We start from the raw sequence: 19,710 nt of genomic DNA on the forward strand, positions 1-19,710 counted from the left end.
AATCTTTCCCTCTCCTTAATAAGGAGAGGGATGCCCGATAGGGCAGGGTGAGGTTTTGCTGGGTTGGGGGTTCAGCCACCCCTCCTTATAAAATTGAAGGTAAACAGCAAGCGTATCATACGAAGTCTCTACAATCGAGAAGAGATTCCAAATAAATTCTATGTCTTGGTTAAAAGGGCGCAAATGTCAGAAATTTTTGCTACTACTGGAACCATTGCCGCGATCGCCACTGCTGTTGTTCCCCAGCAGGGTAGTGTTGGGATTGTCCGCGTTTCTGGTTCACAAGCAATCCACATCGCCCAAACTCTTTTCTGTGCACCAGGGCATCAAGTATGGGAAAGTCACCGCATTCTTTATGGTTACATCCGGCATCCCCAAACGCAGCAATTGGTGGATGAAGCACTTTTGCTGATTATGAAAGCACCCCGTTCTTACACGCGTGAAGATGTGGTGGAGTTCCAGTGTCATGGGGGAATTATGGTGGTGCAAGAAGTTTTGCAACTGTGTTTGGAAAATGGCGCAAGACTGGCACAACCAGGAGAATTTACCTTGCGGGCGTTTTTGAATGGACGACTAGATTTAACTCAAGCAGAAAGTATAGCGGATTTGGTAGGAGCGCGATCGCCTCAAGCTGCACAAACAGCACTCGCTGGTTTACAAGGGAAATTAGCTTCTCCTATTCGTCAGCTACGGGCGATCGCCTTAGATATCTTGGCAGAAATTGAAGCCAGGATAGATTTTGAGGAAGACTTAGCTCCGCTGGATGATAAAGTCATCATATCAGAAATTGAGAGAATCTCAGCAGAAATTTCCCAGATTCTTGCAACTGCGGATAAAGGGGAACTGCTGCGGACAGGTTTAAAAGTGGCGATCGTTGGGCGTCCGAATGTCGGAAAATCAAGTTTGTTGAATGCTTGGAGTAGAAGCGATAGAGCCATTGTTACCGATTTACCTGGGACAACCCGCGATGTGGTGGAATCGCAGTTAGTTGTCGGTGGAATTCCTGTGCAGGTATTGGATACTGCGGGAATTCGGGAAACACAAGACGAAGTAGAAAAGATTGGGGTTGAGCGATCGCGCCGTGCAGCTAGTGCAGCCGACTTAGTGCTTTTGACCATTGACGCCACAGCAGGTTGGACAGCACTAGACCAAGAAATCTACTCTCAAGTGCAACATCGTCCCTTAATTTTGGTGATTAATAAAGTTGACTTAGCATCTCCAGAAAAGGTGCAATATCCAACAAGTATCAACCATGTTGTCAAAACAGCCGCTGCTCAAAACCAAGGTATTGATGCTCTAGAAACTGCAATCTTAGAACAAGTCAAATCAGGCAAAGTCCAAGCCGCAGACTTAGATTTAGCAATTAACCAAAGACAAGCAGCCGCATTGATAAAAGCGAAAACATCTCTAGAACAAGTCCAGGCGACAATTGCCCAGCAGTTACCTCTTGATTTCTGGACAATTGACTTACGAGACGCGATTCATGCTTTAGGGGAAATAACAGGCGAAGAAGTGACGGAATCTGTTCTAGACCGGATTTTTAGTAAGTTTTGTATTGGTAAGTAATATCATGTTCGAATGAACACTTATAAAAAACGAAGAACCTCACCCCGCCCTCCGGGCACCCCTCTCCTTAGTAAGGAGAGGGGAAGGGGGTGAGGTCTTTTTATTGTAAGTAATTAGGCAAACATGATATCACTAAAATCCTATAAGTTGAGCGTATAGGGGAATACTAATTTAAACGCAACTCATTACAAGGATTTGTCATGTTTAATAAATTGAAACAACTCATCACCAATCAGCAAAACGTGATGGAGACATTGCAGGATGAGCCTTTTTACTTTCAGCCACAAGCAGTTGGCTATCACCCAAATAATGCCTACACTTTGGGACTGATTTCTTCCTTAGCTTATAAAAATGGGACACAACTAAATCCAAACCTTCAAAAAGATGTACCAGGTTGGATTTCAAAATTTCATGTTGCAGATCTGGCTCTAGATAAAACAAAGCTAAATTGGTTTGACAGTGATACTTGGAGTTTGACAGATACCCAAGCGATCGTACTAGAAAATCAAGAGGTAGTGATTATTGGTTTTCGCGGTTCTCAAGAAAGGATAGATTGGCTAACAGATTCCCAAATCATACAGCGTACTAAAGGACCTGGAGGTTACGGCGTACATTTTGGAATATATTACGCTCTGATGTCAATTTGGGATAAAATAGAGCCTTACATTAAAAATAAAGGAGACAAAACTCTGTGGTTTACAGGGCATAGTTTAGGAGCTGGTTTAGCAGTCATGGCTACTGCTCATTGTCTGTTTGAACTCAACATTGTCCCAAACGGGTTATATAACTATGGACAACCTAAAGTTGGTAGTGAGGACTTTGTTGAAGCTTTTAACAAGAGGTTTGTAAACCAGACATTTCGTTTTGCTAATAATAATGATATTGTGCCTTTTCTTCCTCTGAGTCAATCGGATATTTCTGTTAAAATCCCCAATATTGTTAAATATCTGCCCCGCTCTCATAAGCTAAATATAGTTAATGTCCACACAATGGTTGACTATTACCACGTTGGACATTTGAAGTATTTTGACAAAGATGGTGTTCTTCATGACGAGGGTTTAGGTATTGCCGATAAATGGCTTGATAGGATAGCTGGACATTTAGATAGTTTGTTAAAAATAGCCCCAGGTTCTTTGACAACTGGAGGTCTATTTGATCGCGCTGACCTTTTGGGCGATCATATGATGAAGCAATATATTGTCAATTTGAAAAAACATAGAGAGGAGTGGGAAGTGAATAATAAATCTGTCTCTAGTTAGTCACGTAATAACTCAAGTTGTGGGTTGGGGTGTCCTGTTGTGATTTAGTTACCCAACCTTCATGATTCCTAATATTAAAAAGATTGATATTTTCTTAATTAAAGCAAACAAATGTCTTTTCTCGAAGAACTTAACAACGCTAACGCATTCATCATAGGAGCAAGCCAAGGCATTGGTTTAGGTTTTGTGCAAAAATTACTGCAAGATGACAGGTTTGCCAAAATCTATGCGACAATAAGAACGAACAATTAAAAGACTGGCTGCAAAAGCGGAAAAAGCGATACGCCCTTGGCGTCTGCGCTCGTCGCTTCGTCTGCAACGCGCCCACAACATTACCTTCAATTATTCGGTAAAAGCGAATTTACCGTGTGTTGACTCAGCCAGTCCCGCGATATTCTTTTTATCCAGGATGCATAAGTCTGGTCTGATGGCTTCACTCTATCAATTTGCCCTACCAGTTCCTTGTCTAAAACTACACATATCCTTACCTTGTTGTCTAGATATTTCCTTTGGTATTGATCAATTTTATCCTTGTGCGTCTTTTGCCAAACTTTTTGTGATGGATGTTTTGGCATATTTTCCGTAATTTACTTTTTCAAAAATGTACTCTACATAGAGTACATTTTTGGGAGAGGATTAGTGTCAACTCTGAATCAAGTTGATTATTTGTTTTCAAACCGTCGTCCATTCTGCAAAAAGGTGGTTCGTCTTTTTTGTGAACAAGGGGGTGAAAATCCTCAAATCGTGTTGGAAGATATTGCGGCGATATTGAAAGGGACAGACTCCGAAAATGAAGAAGCGATCGCCCTTATTGAAGAAAAGTTACGAGAAGCCCAAATTACACCAGCAGTATATGAAAGCTTGCGCTTAGTAGACCCAAACGAGTTTGAAGAGTTTTATCTACAGAGTGATGAAGTCGCAGATCCAGCAATTTATGGGACGCTTGGGAAGTGGTGGAATAAGCTTCGTTATGCCATCGAAAAGAATGTCGCTCACCTTGGCGAATCAGTAATCGAGCTTTCTACCTGGGAAGAGTTGCAACCAAAAGCCAGAAGTGTTTTTGGATCAGAGTATAACAAGGAGATCACTATAAGAGAATGGGCTGCTAAACTTTTCAAACTGGACGTTCCCTGGATCTTAACTGTTATCACAACAGATTCTGGGAATGCTGCTTCCTACACTACTACTATTAACATGGACAGAGAGCCTGAGAAAAAAGGCACTAAGGAATACAACAATCAGATCAATATTCACACACCGCAAAACTTGATACCAGTTACAACGCGAGTCAAAGGATTGTTGGAGCGACCAAAAGCTTTTGTCGAAAAAGCTCGGGATAATAAAAAAATTCAATCAGCTATTCAAAATGATGAAGAGTTAGTTAGACATCAAAAATCTCTTGGCAGAAGTACCGAGCAGATCATCCAAGACGTTTGGGGAATGACTCCACAGTCTCACCTAGTTGATTGGGACGAAGAGGTTACTAACTACCAGTATGAAATTCTGTCTACTTTTGTAAACAGTGTAAGGTTGAAAAACGGTGACGTTAGAACAAGCAATTGAATTTCTAAAATTCAGAGGATTTGACCCTAAAGAAAGACCAATTGGAGATGATCCCAGCGTGGCTGTCTACCTCACGCATAAGGTTATTTTCAATTTGCGAAATCACAAAAACAAGCATGGAGTTTTGTATGGGAATGTTTTTAGAAATGGCAATTATCAAGTCGAGTGGCGAGAGTTAGACGAAACATCCCTACCTGCTACATTAGACTACTGCTTGAAGCTTTACGCCCCCACAGTTATAGAGCAAGTTACTCCTCCCGAGACTCCTATAGAAATAGAGCAAGTTACTCAATCTAACGCATCCAACATATCTAAGCAAAAAAGAGGCATTGTTTGGTTATGGGGAGGCGCGATCGCCGTTTTATTCTTAGGAGTGTCAACCTTTTACATTACTGCGATCAGACCCCAGTCAAGTCCCCAACAGTGTACCACATCTAATATCGAATTGAACCGTTAAGTTAATAACAACTAAAATAAAGAGCCTTGACAGTCTTAAAACCGCAAAGGCTCTTTGTTTTACTAACATTAATCGTTTAATTTGTCTGCGTTTCTCTGTGTGCATCTGGGGTTTAAAGTCATCCGTTGCTATCATGCCATAACTTTTCTAGACCTTGGCGGATAGCATTATCCATATCCTCAAGACTCTTGGGCTTGCCTTGATATTTTAAGCAATCTCCGACATCATCTAATTTAATTTTTGGAAAAACTTTTTTTGGCTTGAGAAGAATTCCATCACCCATATCAATAGCGATGAGTTCTTGACCAACTTTTTAGTGATGAGCTTCCCGCTAAGATTCAGGAACACGTACTTGTTCTTCACTGGATAATTTTGTGATTTCCATGCGGTTCAACAGCAAAGAAATAAAAATGATGTGAAAATTATAGCATGAAAATGATTTATATTGATTTACAAAGTTTGTGAATATAAACAAATGTCTTTTCTCCAAGAACTTAACAACGCTAACGCATTCATCATAGGAGCAAGCCAAGGCATTGGTTTAGGTTTTGTGCAAAAATTACTGCAAGATGACAGGTTTGCCAAAATCTATGCGACTTATCGTCAGCCAGAATCCGCTGTTGATTTATTAACTCTTGAAGGCGAATATCCAGACAAATTAACTTGTCTGTCGATGGATATTACTGATGAGTCGCAGATTATTGATGTTGTTCAAAAGATAAGTGCAGCAGTTAACAAGTTGCATTTAGTTGTTAACTGTGTGGGATTGCTGCATGAGGGTGCTTTGCAACCAGAAAAAAGTTTAAAACGTATCAATTCAGAGTCTTTGATCCGCTACTTCCAAGTCAACAGTATTGGGGCTATCCTGCTTGCCAAACACCTGTTACCTTTATTCCGTCATCATGAGCGCAGTGTTTTCGCCAGTATTTCTGCTAAGGTAGGTAGTATTGGTGATAACCAACTAGGAGGATGGTATGGGTATCGAGCCTCCAAAGCTGCACTCAATATGTTAATGCGAACAGCGGCTATTGAGTATAGAAGAACGAGTCCCAAGACTGTGATAGTTATGTTACATCCTGGGACAACTGATACACGCCTTTCTCGTCCATTTCAGGCAAATGTACCTCCTGAAAAATTGTTTCCAGTGGAACGCACAGTTAATCAATTATTCGCTGTCATCGAACAGCTTCAGGATGGGGATAGCGGGCAATTTTTTTCCTGGGATGGTAGCCGCTTACCTTGGTGAAAAAAGTGAAAATAAAAGAGTTTTTTTCTAAAGCTTATCAAGATATTAGGTTAAATTTCTAGGCAAATCAGGTTAAGAAACGGTTATAAATTTTGGCATTGACGAAGTGCTGTCAATCGAATTATTGTGAGTATCAAGCAATTCCATTTGATATGAATGGGGACACATTAATGATAACTTAATAAGTTATTAATCTGGTTTAAGGTATTACCTGATATTTGTTCTTGAAATTGATGCTTGTTTTCATTTTTTCGCTTTCAGTTAAATTTTAAAGTCTACGCTAAATAAAGTTTATAGGATTGGAGGGCAAAGCGCGTAGACGTTAGATATAACTCGTAAAATGTCTTTGCTGTAATACATTACTTGATGTTCATTCAATTCCAAATAGCAACTTTAACCAATTCTTAATTTTATGAAATTTAATTCTTCACTCAAGCTCAACCGTCGCCAGTTCTTGCTAACTTCAGCGATCACCAGTGGTGGAATTATTGCGACAAACGTTTTCTCAAAATCAACAGGTTTTGCTCAAGCACCTGCTATCATCACACCTGAGAAAGCACGTCCCTCCATACCCTATGGAGTGGCTAGTGGTGACATCAATGGGAATAGAGCTGTTGTTTGGAGTCGGAGCGATCGCCCAGCCCGAATGATTGTAGAATATGCAACTGATGAATCTTTCCGTGGCGCACAGCGTATTGTTGGACCAACTGCAATAGATGCCAGCGACTATACAGCACGGGTTTATCTCAAAGATTTACCATCAGATCAGCAAATATTCTACCGGGTGACTTTCCGGGATTTATCTGATACAAAAATTTCCAGCGCCCCTGTCCAGGGTACTTTCCGAACTCCTGCTGCATATCGGCAAAATGTATTCTTTGCTTGGTCAGGGGATACTGCTGGTCAAGGATGGGGTATTAATCCAGATTTTGGTGGAATGAAGATTTACGAGACTATGCGGAGTCTCAAGCCAGACTTTTTCATTCATTCTGGTGATAATATCTATGCCGATGGTCCGATTCAAGCGGAAGTCAAGCTAGATAACGGTAGTATCTGGAAAAATATCACCACACCAGAAAAATCAAAAGTTGCTGAAACCCTAGCAGAATTTCGTGGTAACTATATATATAACTTATTGGATGAAAACGTCCGTCGCTTTAATGCTGAAGTACCCATACTAGCGCAATGGGACGATCATGAGGTCACAAACAACTGGTATCCAGGCGAGATACTTGATGATAGTCGCTACACAGTCAAGGACGTATCCTTGTTAGCACAGCGAGGAAATCAAGCATTTTTAGAATACGTACCAATTCAGATCAATGCTGATGATCCAACCAGAATTTACCGTTCTTTTAAGCATGGTCCTAACTTAGAAATTTTCATGCTAGATGAACGCAGTTACCGGGGGCCAAACACAACCAATCGTCAGACAGAACAAAGTGCAGAAACGGCATTTTTAGGCAATGCACAGGTGCGTTGGTTGAAAAACCAATTGCGGAAATCAACAGCAACATGGAAAGTCATTGCAAGTGACATGCCTATTGGACTAGTCGTTCCAGATGGTCCCACCAACTTTGAAAACTTAGCGAACTCAGATGGTCCAGCCTTGGGACGGGAACTAGAACTTGCTGATTTACTACGGTTCATCAAAGAAAAGAATATCAAGAATGTTGTCTGGTTAACTGCTGACGTACATTACTGCGCCGCACACTATTACGACCCCAACAAAGCACAGTTTCAAGACTTCAAACCCTTCTGGGAGTTTGTCGCAGGTCCTCTCAACTCTGGTACGTTTGGACCAAACAAACTCGACAATACCTTTGGTCCAGAGGTGAAGTTCCTAGGTATACCTGAAGATTTGAAAGCAAATCGACCTCCAAGTGAGGGTTTCCAATTCTTTGGTACTGTCAAAATTGATGGTTATACAGAGGTGATGAGAGTTGCATTGGTGAACTTGGAAGGTAAAACTCTCTACAGTGTAGACTTACCACCAGAAAAAGACTAAACATCCTGTGTAGGGGAGCCAGTGCTGCAGGAGGGGAGCCAGTGCGTTGCGGAGAGCAGCGCCTTACGGTGAGACCAGCGCTGCAGGAGGGTTTCCCGACCTAGGCGACTGGCGAACCCGGAGGGGGGTTCCCCCCGTTGTAGCACCTGGCGTTTTCCCGACCTAGGCATCTGGTGAGACCAGCGCTGCAGGAGGGTTTCCCGACCTAGGCGACTGGCGAACCCGAAGGGCGTTGGGCATTACTCATACCTACCCTACTTATTAGCAATGAGAAATTCGCATTTCTCTATTACCGACCCAGATACCGGCTAGCCATTTGCATGATATCAGAAATATCAACATCGCCATCGCCGTCTGCATCGAGAAAAGAATTCAGTACTGGATTTCCTCCTGCTTGAGAATTTTGAGAACTTGCGCCAGTTCTTAATACATTCAGAATCAAAGGAACCACACTTGGTAGTAATTGTTGAACCACTCCTGCATTCAACCCTGTGCGCTGGGCAACAGTATTAGCCAACTGCTGCTGCACAAAAGGAGCAAAAAGAGAGTTAACAGCTTGGGGATTAGGGGAAGTATCGCCAAACTGATTTACGACCTCTTGCGCTGCTTCCGGACCTTCTGTATCTCGTTTCTGTTGTAAAGCTGAACGTACCTGACCACCAACAATACCCAAAACGGATTGCATTGTGGAGGGGTCTGTACCAGCATTATTGCTTAATTGCTGTACGGTGTTGAGGATATTCCCAATCTGACCCATATTCCCTTGCTGACTAGAATTTCCAATTGCACCGATAATTTGGTCAAAAAGTCCCATGAGCTTTTTCTCCCTGTGTACTCATCCTTACAAAACCAAATTCTGACACACCAGCGACGACTTGTTCCGAAGTATTTAGTAAAAAATAAGGTTTTTCTATAGGAATCCGGTTTGATTTAGTGAATAGACAAAGTGGAGGTAGGGAACGCTTAACAGAAAGTGTACCTAGCTTCGTCAAAAATCAAAGATGAGTCCTATATCTCAAGCTTGTAAGCCCAATAGCGGTGGTGAACTTCTATCAATAGGTAGAGAAATAGTGAACTCTGTACCTTTGTCCAACTCAGACTTGAAAGTTATTTCGCCAAGATGCTTTTCAACAATAATCTGATAGCTAATTGATAAACCCAATCCAGTACCAAGACCTCGCGGTTTGGTCGTAAAAAACATTTCAAAAATTTTATCTTGGTTTTGGGGTGCAATACCTGAGCCATTGTCTGCAATTGTTATCTTCACCCAATTATTGTCCTGGCGTTCGGTATTTATCGTAATTGTAGGAGAAAACTCCGAACCCAGAGCAGACTTTTCCTCTACAGCATCAATCCCATTACTCAAGAGATTCATGAACACCTGATACAGTAGTCCTGTATAGCCTGGAATGGGTGGAATATCACCGTAGTGACACATAACACTGATACCGGTTTTTAAGCGGTTTTGTAGAATTAACAGCGTACTGTTGATACATACGTGTATGTCAACTAGCTGAACTTCTCTTTCATCCAGACGGCAAAAGTCTTTCAAGCTTCGGGAAATTTCGTGGATACGTTCAGCCCCAAATTCTACTGAATTTAGGAGTTTTGGCAAGTCAGCTTTGAGAAATTCTAAATCTATGTCCTCTGCTAATACTTCTACGGCGGTGGGGGAGTTAGGAACTTCAACTTCGTATGTTTGCAGTAGGGCTAAGAGATCATCAATGTAGTTTTTCGCGTGTACAAGGTTACCAGAAATAAAATTCACGGGATTGACGATTTCATGAGCGACACCAGCCAACATTTTGCCCAAACTGCTCATTTTCTCGCTATGAATTAGTCGCGCTTGAGTTTCGGCTTTTTGTTCTTCTAAAAGTTGCTTGACTTGTTGGATAAGTTGGTTGACAGAGGTGGCTAACTCGCCGATTTCATCTTTTGTTGTCACAGGCGCTTGTAGATCAAAATTGGCATCTTGGGTAACGCGTTGAGCAATGTCTGTTACTGCTTTCAGGGGACGAGCGATCGCACGACTTGTATATAAGGCAAAAATGGTCGCCAGTACTGTTGACAGCAACATACTACAGATAATAATTAGCCCTTTTAGTACATAAGTATCATTTGAAACGACATCAGCTTTGTCCTCACGCTGGCGAACTAATATGGCAAAGTTGTTTAATTCGTGCGTAAATTGATAAAACTTCAGTGTTGCTTTAATTTGATTAAATTCCCAGATAAGTTCCCTTGCTTTTGAAACTTTCTGTGAATTGGGGCTAAGGGAGGAAATTTGCTGTAGCAGGACTCGCAGTTGCCGAATATACTCTGTTAGTACGCTGTCATACTTATTGAGCAAAGCTTGCAAATCCCCTTGCGAGTTAGTTTGGCTAAATTCTCCCAACTCATTCAATAACGTTTCAGTTTCCTTAAGACATACTTCAATCTGATAATGTTTCTGTTGTACAGCTTTTTGCTCTAACAAAAATACTTGTTCTTGCTGATTAGTGTCGATTTCCAACAACAATATTTGCAACTTATTCAATAAAGATTCTTCCTGGTCTGCCATTATCATCTGTTGTCTAGCATGTTGGAAGTAGCGATCGCCTATCACCAACCCCACCGTTGTTCCCACAACAGCAATCCCAAAGGAAATAACATACCCACAGATAATTTTTTGTCGAATACTAAGTTGGTGGAACACTCGTTATATCCCAGTCAGAGTCAAACAGTGAACAGTGAACAGTGAACAAAAGAAACAGACCCGTATTTTCTCTTGGTAACTGCGGGTACTTGGTAACTGATAAAACTTTCCAAGTTATACCAATTTGAAAAAAGAATGCGACAGATACACACTTGCAAACCCTTGTGATGTCTGGCTTTTTTCATTTTGCGAAAAGTTTTGCGCCGGGAAACCCGGACGCGCAAACTTTTCAAGACGAATTTTGAATTTTGAATTGGTATTATGGTGGTACTTGCTGCTTAAGTTTTACAAATAAAGCTTGTTCTGAATAAAAAATGAATTATATCAAATTTTTGTACGCTAAATTTTATACAAGCTCGGTTTTGAATTCAACAAAATAACTTTGTTCACACTGTGGCGAAAAACACTGAAACCATTAACATGAGAAGCATCAGGCTACTTATCCACGCTTTTCTTACCAACCATGCCTCTGTCACGTATTATCACGCTGCTCGTTGGTCTCATTGTCATTCTCGGACTGAGTCTGTGGCTGATTGATTCTTTCAGTCGGCTTTATTGGCAATTTTCCTATTCTGCGCCATTGCTGGGTAATTTGCTGTTGTTTTTGCTGATTCTCCTGATCGGAGCCTTAATCGCGGCGTTTATCTATTCTGTGTTCGTGATTCGGCGAGGCGAGAATCAACGGCGTCAGCGCAAACAACGCCCAAGTGTAGAAGTTCCTACAGCTAAATCTGAGGCTGCGTCTTCTACTTTAGAAGCTGTTAAGCAACAAGTCGCGCAAATTCAAGATGAAGTGACACGCCAAGCTTTACTGAGTAAGTCGCGGGAGATTGAGACTTATTTGGCTCGCGGTGAGATTCAAGTTGTCGTGTTTGGAACTGGGAGTGCTGGTAAAACCTCCCTGGTGAATGCGGTGATGGGACGTGTGGTTGGTAAGGTTGATGCAGCAATGGGAACGACTCAGGTTGGAGAAACTTATTGTCTGAGGTTGAAGGGATTAGAACGCAGGATTTTAATCACGGATACACCAGGTATTTTAGAAGCAGGGGTGGCGGGAACCGAAAGGGAACAACTTGCACGAGAGGTGGCGACGGAAGCAAATTTACTGTTGTTTGTGGTGGATAATGACATACGGATGTCCGAATTTGAGCCGTTACGAGCATTGGCTCAAATTGGTAAACGATCTGTGCTTGTCCTCAATAAAAGCGATTTGTATACAGACGAGGACAAAGAAGCGATTTTGGCGAGGTTGCGTCAACAAGTGCGGGGATTTATTGCACCGAGTGATGTGGTGGCGATCGCCGCAAATCCCCAATCTGCAGAACTAGAAAATGGGGGAATTTTCCAACCTGAGCCTGATATCTTACCTTTAGTCCGGCGAATGGCAGCGATTTTACGGGCAGAGGGTGAAGACTTAGTAGCAGATAACATCCTATTACAATCCGTACGACTGGGAGAATCAGCGCGGAAACTCATCGATACTCAGCGTCGTCGTCAAGCTGACAAAATTGTGGATCGGTTTCAGTGGATTGGTGCTGGTGTGGTTTCGGTGACGCCTCTACCAGTGGTTGATTTGCTAGCAACAGCAGCTGTCAATGCTCAAATGGTGGTGGAAATTGGCAGAGTTTACGGCTGTGAGTTGAATATGGAGAATGCAAAGGAATTGGCGCTGTCTTTGGCAAAAACTCTTGCTAGTTTGGGGATAGTCAAGGGAGCATTACAGTTACTTACTACCGCCTTGCAGCTTAATGTCGCCACTTTTATTGTTGGTAGAGCAATTCAAGGCGTGACAGCCGCTTATTTGACGCGAATTGCTGGGAAGAGTTTTATTGAGTATTTTCGCCAGGATCAAGATTGGGGTGACGGGGGAATCACCGAAGTTGTGCAGCGACAGTTTCAACTCAATCGCCGCGATGAATTTATTAAGATTTTTATTCAACAGGCAATACAACGAATCGTCCAGCCATTGCAAGGAAGTTCTCAAGTAGATGAAGAGGAACTTGACAATAAATCTTTACAGTAGGAATACTGCTTAGACCAGATACATTAACTGGCACACACTGCAGATTAGTAATATTGCCAGTGCTTGACAGCAGTGGCGCTATTTCATATTTTAGGATAATCTAAATTATTATGTTTTTTAAATAACTAAAAAAAATATGAAATAAGTAGCAATACGTAGAAAAACAAAACTCTTATTTAACCACTCAGGGCTATATTCAGTGCTCCTTTCATTTAATTGAATCAGGGTTCCGGAAATAAGAGGCAATTTTAGAAAACCTATATAAGCAGTGACTAAGTAACTAGCTAATGACTAACCACATGATCGGTAAAGTACTACAAGGACGTTACCAAGTCGTCCAAGCCCTGGGTGCAGGGGTGTTTGGCGAAACATACATCGCTGTAGACATTGAGAATTTAGAGAATCCCAAATATGTTATTAAACAGCTCAAGGTTATCAGTTCCCAACCAAGCTACTTACAAACTCTGAGGTTAAGATTTATTACAGAAACTGAAACACTGAGACAATTGGGACACCATAAGCAAATTCCTCAATTGATATCGTGCTTTGAAGAACATGAGCGATTCTACTTAGTGCAAGAGTTTGTAGAAGGACACGCACTCACAGCGGAACTTCCCATCAATCTCAATTTGGGTCATTTCTGGAGTGAAAGTGAGGTTATCAACTTTTTACAAGATGTTCTGTCGATTTTAGACTTTGTTCACTCTCAAGGTGTTATTCACTGTGATATAAAGCCAGAAAACTTAATCAGACGTGCTTGTGATAACAAGTTAGTTCTGATTGATTTTGGTTCAATTCAATCAATCGATTTTGAAATCATTGATGAGATATTACCTTTAGATAGCATTCCCGTCAGTTCACTGGGTTATATACCACCAGAGCAATTTATTGGTCTAACACAACCTAATAGCGATATTTATTCTTTAGGAATGATTGCCATTCAGGCTTTGACCGGGGTGACACCGCTGCAACTGAAAGTAGATCCCCAAACTAATGAGATTCTGTGGCGTTCTGCAAGCACACCAGTTAGCGATTATTTGGCTGCGATTATCACCCAAATGACTCGTTACAACTACGAAGAGCGATTCCAATCAGCCCGTGTTGCATTACGGGCGCTTCAGCAAATGCCGTTTGAAACTCAATACTCGTACATTGTAGATGTCGATTTTACCGTTTCTGAAGAGGACTGTGAAAAAAATCAGCCAGAAAGTAAGTTAAATACTAACCCTAAACATTCAATATCTCTAAATTCCTCTCCACTCTTGACAGGAATGAAAGTGGGGTTGGTTGCTAATTCTTTGGTCATGGGATTTGGAACTTACTTTATCATACATAACACTCCAACCTATTCAGAAAAAGAAGCACTATATAAAGCAACTGAAGAATATCAATCAGGAGATTTGGACGGAGCAATTGCTCTAGCCAAATCAATTCCCTCGAATAGTAATGTCTATCCTGACGCACAAGCCAGTATTGAAGAATGGCAAAAGCAATGGCAGAATGCTACTCAACAATACCAAGCCGCAGAAAAAGCCTTTCAAGAGAATCGTTGGTCAGATGTATTGCGTGCAACCTCTCAACTTCCTGATATCTTATATTGGCAAACAAAAACAGATAAATTAGTTCAACAAGCACAAGTCAATATTGAGGCACAAACTCAGGATTTATTAACCAAGGCTTATGAAAAAGCATCATTAAAAGATTTCAGCAGCGCTTTAGATTATCTGAGTCAAATTCCGGAAGAAAGCTCCGCAGGGGCAATAGTTCAACAAAAGTTGGCTGAGTATAACCACAAAAAGAGTGTTAGAGCAGCTTACTTCTTACAGAAAGCTTACAACAAAGCAGCAGAGGGAGATTTCAAAAGTGCTGTTCAATTTCTCCAACAGGTTCCCAAAGATACTCCTGTATATGCTACAGCTCAAGTGAAACTTGTTGAATATACTCAAAAACAACAGATTGTGCAAGCTAAAAATCAAAAAATAGCTTCATCAAAAGCAGCAGCTTTTACAAATATGAAAAAACCATTGAGCAGCAGCAATTCTGCTAGGAATTTAGAATCTTTTGACCTAAGTCACCAAATGGAAGAGGTGAATATAAGATAAGTCTTGGCTCAAAAGTCAAGAAGAAAGAATTAAAAAACTTTCGGCTATGGATTTTTCAAGATAGACTCAGGACTTGGAACGAGAACCTGTGGTACCTGTTGTTGTGCTTGATTGCGGGCGTTTATTGCTGGTTGATAATCTGGCTTTAGTTTAATAACCTGATCGTATGAAGCTATGGCTTCTTTATAACGTTTCAGATTATACAGGGCATTACCCTTGCTATACCAAATATCGTAATTTTTAGAATCGTAATTAATTGCTTTATTATAAGATGAAATTGCCTGTTGGTATTTATTTAAATTGTAGAGTGAATTTCCTAGGCTATACCAGACTTGATAATTTCTACGGTCTAATTCAATTGCCTTACTATAAGATGAAACTGCTTCTTCATAGCGTTTCATTTGATGTAGTGACCATCCACTACCATACCACGCTTGATAATTTCTACGATTAGATTTAATGACTTGCTGAAAAGATTCAAGCGCTTCTGGATAACGTTGCAATTTGATAAGTATATTACCTCTAGATAACCAAGCTTGGTAGAAACTAGGTTTATATTGGACTGCTTTCTCATACGCTGCAACTGCATCTTGATAGCGTTGCAAATTAACTAAAACGTTGCCTCTGTTATACCAAGCTCTTTCATAGTCTTGTTTGAACTCAAGTACTTTATCATAAGCTGTTATTGCCTCATCGTAACGTTTTAAATTTTGTAGCAACAATGCTTTATTGTACCACGCTTCATAATATTCTTTATTCAATTCAATGGCTTTCTCATAAGATTTCAGTGCTTGGTCATACTCATTTAATTTAGCTAAAGCTTCTCCCTTTGCATTCCAGACTTCCGGAGAGTTTTTTTGCAAAAGCAATGTTTTTTCAAAAGAGGCGATCGCTTCTTGGTATCTTTGCAACTTATTCAATGCAAATCCACGTCCACTCCAAGCTTCTAAATAATCTGGTTCTATTTGAATTGCTTTGTCATAAGCTGCAAGTGCGTCTTGAAATTTTTTCAATTCATACAAAGTTTTACCTTGTCCATTCCATCCTTGAGCGTAATCTGGTCTGATGTTAACCGCTTTTGCATATGTTGATAAAGCATCTTGATAACGCTGTAACTCATATAGGGTATTGGCTTGCTTATACAATTCAGTAGCATTCACAGAATTGATCGCATGAGCAATATATATAGATGCTCCTACACCTATCCCAATTAAACCTATGCCCACTAAAATCTTTTTTATGTCCTTTTTTTTAGGTGGATTAATTTTCTGTAAATTTTTCTTTATATTATGCTTTGGTATACCAAAACTCAATGTCATCATCTGAGATTTTGAGTTTTTTAAATCCTTCAAACCTTGTAGGGCAAGTTTTGCAGAAGAATAACGTTCCCGGAAGTCATAACATACCATTTTATTTAAAACTTTGGCAAAATCCTGACTGACCGAGGTGTGTTTTTGCCATACAATCTCACCAGTTTCTGTATCTTTTTCTAGTTCTTCAGGAGATAATCCCGTGAGTGCTTCTATGCCAAGTATCCCTAAAGCATAGATATCACTAGTGAATTTTGGATTTCCCAGTGCTTGTTCGCTGGGAGTATACCCTGGAGTACCGATCGCAACGGTAAATTTTGTTTTTCCACTAGGAACAATGACTTGGGTAGTGATTTGTTTGACAGCGCCAAAGTCAATCAAAATTAACTTGTCATCCAGCTTGCGTCTGATGATGTTTCGTGGGTTGATGTCACGGTGAATAACTTGCTGCTGATGGACAAAATCTAAAATCTCTAAAATCTCTTCTAAAAGACAAATAACTTGGTCTTGATTTAGGGGTTTTCCTGGTATGATTTCTTGGCTGAGGTCATGACCTTCTATGAATTCCTGTACGAGATAGAATTCTTGTTTCTCCTCAAAGTAAGCTAGAAGTTGAGGAATGCGGTCATAAATGCCTAATTTATACAGAACTTTCGCTTCTGTATCAAATAAGCGTCTGGCTGTTTGCAAAGTATCAGGGTCACTAGCTTGGGGCTTGAGTTTTTTGACGACACATTGAGGAGAACCAGGTAATTGAGTATCACAAGCAACAAAAGTTTCACCAAATCCCCCTCCTCCCAAGTGACTAATAATTTGGTATCGTCCAACAAGTATGGTTCCCAACATTTGGTTAGCCTAGTTTCATGTAGTACAGTCTGATTCCAATCTTGCCACAGCTTCTGTTAAGGGTCGATAAGGGGATAAGCCAGATAAAGAGAATAACTATGTAACTGATGACTTATTGATATGATTCCTATTAGCGATCGCATTTACTTTTTCAAACGGAGAAAGCCAATAATTATTTACTGTCTTATTGGCATTAACATTGGTCTATTTTTATGGGAACTGACACTTGAGCTTGGTGGTACATTGGGCATTTTTGTCAATGGCTGGGGCGTCGTTCCCGCACAAATCAGTGCAGCTTTTGCAAATGCACTTGCTGGAAACCCAGCTGCTTGGATAGTTGTGCTGAAGAGTTTGACTTCACTGCTTGTAGGAATGTTCCTTCATGGCAGTTTTAGCCAAATTTTAGGGAATTTGATATTTTTGTGGGTTTTTGGTAAAACGATTGAAAGCATTCTGGGATACGGACGATTTTTAGTATTTTACTTAGTTTCTGGCATTCTTACCGGATTCATCCAAATTCTAGCTGAACCGAGTTTGGCTGTGCCATTGATTGGAGCAAATGGGGCGATTACAGCTATTTTAGGAGCTTATGTCTTTAAGTTCGCTAAAGCAAAAATTGACACTATTCTGCCCCTTTTGATTGTGTTTCTTCCCATACAAGTACCAGCTTATTTCTATTTATTTTGGTGGTTTGTGCAGCAGATTTCTTACGGAATTGGGAGTTTGAATATTCCTGGTGGCGTTAACCCCATAAGTGTTGGTTATTTGGCGCAATTTTCGGGCTTATTTATTGGTGTGGCTTTTATCAAGCTACTACAGAGATTTTAGTGACAAGGACTTCCACAAAATAAGCTTAATTTCAGTTGTAGATTGTCGATTGTTGACAATCTACAATTTGACGTTTAGAGTCAAAGTATGAATAGTTTGCAATCAAACCACAAGTTGCAGATTTGTAACTGTGGCTCAACTTGTTCGTATATTTACGACAATCACAATGAAACAGAACCAACCCAAGCCTGTTGTCATACCTCGAAGCTTAGATGTTCAAGCAGCTGATGTCATTCGAGAACAAATTCTCAATGGTACACTTGCACCGGGTAGTCGTTTGCTAGAAATCAACCTCGCAAAGGAATTTAATCTAAGTCGTGCAACTATACGCTCAGCATTGCAACAGTTAACCTATGAAGGCTTGGTTATACAGCTCCCCTACAAAGGTTGTACTGTTTCGGGATTGAGTTCCCAGGATGCTTGGGAGCTTTATACGCTACGGAGTGCACTTGAGAGTTTGGCGGCGAGACTCGCAGCTGCTGCAATCACACCGAGTCAGGCAAAACAACTCAATGCTGCCTTGCAGCAATTAGTCAAAGCAGCCCAGAAAAACAGTTGGAACGAAGTGGCTGATGGAGACTTTGCTCTACATAAAACAATTATTCAACTTGCTGGTCATCGGCGGTTACAGGAACAGTACAAGATTGTTGAACAGCAAATCCGTCTTTACATCATTTCCTGCAATGCGCTGCACCCAGATTTAGATGACATCATAGAGCAGCACCGGGAATTGGTAAACGCAATTTGCTCAGGCGATGCGTCAAGAGCAGAGCTAATCGCCCGAAATCACAATACAGATGGTAAAGCACTCGTCGAACACCTGCAAGAAATAGAAAAACAAAATTCAGCTGACAAAGCATTGAGCTAGGGAGCATAAACCATGATTGATCTGAATCAATATGAAGTCTTAACCTTTGACTGCTATGGAACTTTGATTGATTGGGAAAAAGGTGTGCTGGAGGCGTTGCAACCAGTTTTGCAGTCTCATCATATTCAATTGAGTGAGAACGAAATCCTTGAGTGGTTCGCTCGTTTTGAATCTAGTCTTGAGCAGGGAGAGTACCGTAATTACAAAGATGTTCTCAAGGGGGTTGTGCAAAAGTTTGGAGAACAATTTGGATTTACGCCTTCTTCTGAGGAGTTAAATGCGCTTGCTGATTCTATCAAGGATTGGCAACCTTTTGCTGATACTGTTGAAGCTCTTAAGACATTGAAACGGCGATTGAAGCTGGCAATTATTTCTAATGTTGACGATGACCTATTTGCGTTCAGTGCAAAACATCTGCAAGTTAAGTTTGATGAGGTTGTGACTGCACAGCAAGTGAAAAGCTATAAACCTTCTGTGCAAAATTTTCACGTGGCGATCGCCCGTCTCGCAGAAATCGGCATTCCCTCTGAAAACATCCTGCACGTCGCTTGTAGTGTTTACCACGACATTGTTCCGGCAAATTCCCTTGGGTTATCGACAGTTTGGGTAAATCGTAGATTAGGGCAAGAAGGTTCGGGAGCTGCTTTACCTGCTCAAGGTAAACCAGATTTGGAAGTACCAGATTTGAAAAGTTTGGCTGCAAAAATCAATTTTTGAAGTACCATCATTGGTTTCACGTGTTCGCATTCGTCTAGAGTGAATATTAGACGAATGCGTCTCCTCAGATCTTGCACTAGAATTCTCGTCCGCCAAGAAATAAATTTCTTGGCTCAAAGTTCAAGTCTGTTAAAACGGACTGGGTAAATCTTTGAGTCCGTTTTAACGGACTTTGGCTATGAGCCTTGAACTGAAGTTCAAGGCGTACTAAAGTCGAGGTGC

Annotated in this window: 15 protein-coding genes and 1 pseudogene; 12 read left to right on the top strand and 4 right to left on the bottom strand. The window is 40.9% G+C overall.

All coding sequences use genetic code 11. The features are described from left to right. The first annotated feature begins 183 nt into the window (after positions 1-183). From mnmE to AC5590_RS06550, 5 genes and pseudogenes are all read left to right on the top strand, one after another. Complete coding sequence (mnmE, locus tag AC5590_RS06530; protein ID WP_169263375.1) at positions 184-1,566, top strand: tRNA uridine-5-carboxymethylaminomethyl(34) synthesis GTPase MnmE; 1,383 nt, start codon at positions 184-186, stop codon at positions 1,564-1,566. Positions 1,567-1,766: 200 nt separating this feature from the next. Continuing rightward, a complete protein-coding gene (locus AC5590_RS06535) occupies positions 1,767-2,825 on the top strand; it encodes a lipase family protein (protein ID WP_169263376.1) in 1,059 nt (352 codons plus the stop codon). Positions 2,826-2,936: 111 nt separating this feature from the next. Further along, positions 2,937-3,065 (top strand): annotated as a pseudogene (locus AC5590_RS06540) (cell-cell signaling protein); the annotation flags it as partial. Between the two features lie 399 nt (positions 3,066-3,464). Further along, complete coding sequence (locus AC5590_RS06545; protein WP_169263377.1) at positions 3,465-4,388, top strand: hypothetical protein; 924 nt, start codon at positions 3,465-3,467, stop codon at positions 4,386-4,388. Continuing rightward, the gene (locus tag AC5590_RS06550; RefSeq protein ID WP_169263378.1) at positions 4,366-4,845 is read left to right on the top strand and encodes a hypothetical protein; all 480 of its coding nucleotides are present in this window, start codon (positions 4,366-4,368) and stop codon (positions 4,843-4,845) included. Before AC5590_RS06545 ends, AC5590_RS06550 begins: the two co-directional genes overlap by 23 nt. A 118-nt stretch (positions 4,846-4,963) precedes the next feature. On the opposite strand, the gene AC5590_RS06555 is transcribed toward AC5590_RS06550, so the two are convergent. Then, positions 4,964-5,128 (bottom strand): hypothetical protein, encoded by a 165-nt coding sequence (locus AC5590_RS06555; protein WP_318284123.1) that lies wholly within the window; start codon positions 5,126-5,128, stop codon positions 4,964-4,966. A 192-nt stretch (positions 5,129-5,320) separates the two neighbouring features. Between AC5590_RS06555 and AC5590_RS06560 the strand changes: the two genes are divergently transcribed. After that, on the top strand, positions 5,321-6,091 hold the full coding sequence (locus AC5590_RS06560; protein WP_169263379.1) for an SDR family NAD(P)-dependent oxidoreductase: 771 nt from the start codon (positions 5,321-5,323) through the stop codon (positions 6,089-6,091). Between the two features lie 412 nt (positions 6,092-6,503). Then, positions 6,504-8,099, top strand: coding sequence for an alkaline phosphatase D family protein (locus tag AC5590_RS06565; protein ID WP_169263380.1), 1,596 nt, complete (start codon positions 6,504-6,506; stop codon positions 8,097-8,099). Between the two features lie 289 nt (positions 8,100-8,388). Here the strand turns inward: AC5590_RS06565 and AC5590_RS06570 are convergent, their stop codons facing one another. Then, a complete protein-coding gene (locus AC5590_RS06570; RefSeq protein WP_169263381.1) occupies positions 8,389-8,913 on the bottom strand; it encodes a DUF937 domain-containing protein in 525 nt (174 codons plus the stop codon). Positions 8,914-9,114: 201 nt separating this feature from the next. After that, complete coding sequence (locus AC5590_RS06575; RefSeq protein WP_348982679.1) at positions 9,115-10,794, bottom strand: sensor histidine kinase; 1,680 nt, start codon at positions 10,792-10,794, stop codon at positions 9,115-9,117. Between the two features lie 463 nt (positions 10,795-11,257). Between AC5590_RS06575 and AC5590_RS06580 the strand changes: the two genes are divergently transcribed. After that, complete coding sequence (locus AC5590_RS06580) at positions 11,258-12,817, top strand: YcjF family protein (RefSeq protein ID WP_169263382.1); 1,560 nt, start codon at positions 11,258-11,260, stop codon at positions 12,815-12,817. Positions 12,818-13,104: 287 nt separating this feature from the next. Next, the gene (locus AC5590_RS06585) at positions 13,105-14,919 is read left to right on the top strand and encodes a serine/threonine-protein kinase (RefSeq protein ID WP_169263383.1); all 1,815 of its coding nucleotides are present in this window, start codon (positions 13,105-13,107) and stop codon (positions 14,917-14,919) included. A gap of 44 nt (positions 14,920-14,963) precedes the next feature. Here AC5590_RS06585 and AC5590_RS06590 read toward each other — a convergent pair whose 3' ends face one another. Further along, the gene (locus AC5590_RS06590; RefSeq protein WP_169263384.1) at positions 14,964-17,075 is read right to left on the bottom strand and encodes a tetratricopeptide repeat protein; all 2,112 of its coding nucleotides are present in this window, start codon (positions 17,073-17,075) and stop codon (positions 14,964-14,966) included. Between the two features lie 120 nt (positions 17,076-17,195). Between AC5590_RS06590 and AC5590_RS06595 the strand changes: the two genes are divergently transcribed. The 3 genes from AC5590_RS06595 (at position 17,196) to AC5590_RS06605 (ending at position 19,488) form a co-directional block, all read left to right on the top strand. Next, on the top strand, positions 17,196-17,903 hold the full coding sequence (locus AC5590_RS06595) for a rhomboid family intramembrane serine protease (protein WP_169263385.1): 708 nt from the start codon (positions 17,196-17,198) through the stop codon (positions 17,901-17,903). A gap of 166 nt (positions 17,904-18,069) precedes the next feature. Further along, positions 18,070-18,771, top strand: coding sequence for a GntR family transcriptional regulator (locus AC5590_RS06600; protein ID WP_169263386.1), 702 nt, complete (start codon positions 18,070-18,072; stop codon positions 18,769-18,771). Positions 18,772-18,783: 12 nt separating this feature from the next. After that, on the top strand, positions 18,784-19,488 hold the full coding sequence (locus AC5590_RS06605; RefSeq protein ID WP_169263387.1) for a haloacid dehalogenase type II: 705 nt from the start codon (positions 18,784-18,786) through the stop codon (positions 19,486-19,488). Positions 19,489-19,710: the final 222 nt, after the last annotated feature.

The organism is Brasilonema octagenarum UFV-OR1, assembly GCF_963888615.1.
Taxonomy (GTDB): Bacteria; Cyanobacteriota; Cyanobacteriia; order Cyanobacteriales; family Nostocaceae; genus Brasilonema; species Brasilonema sennae.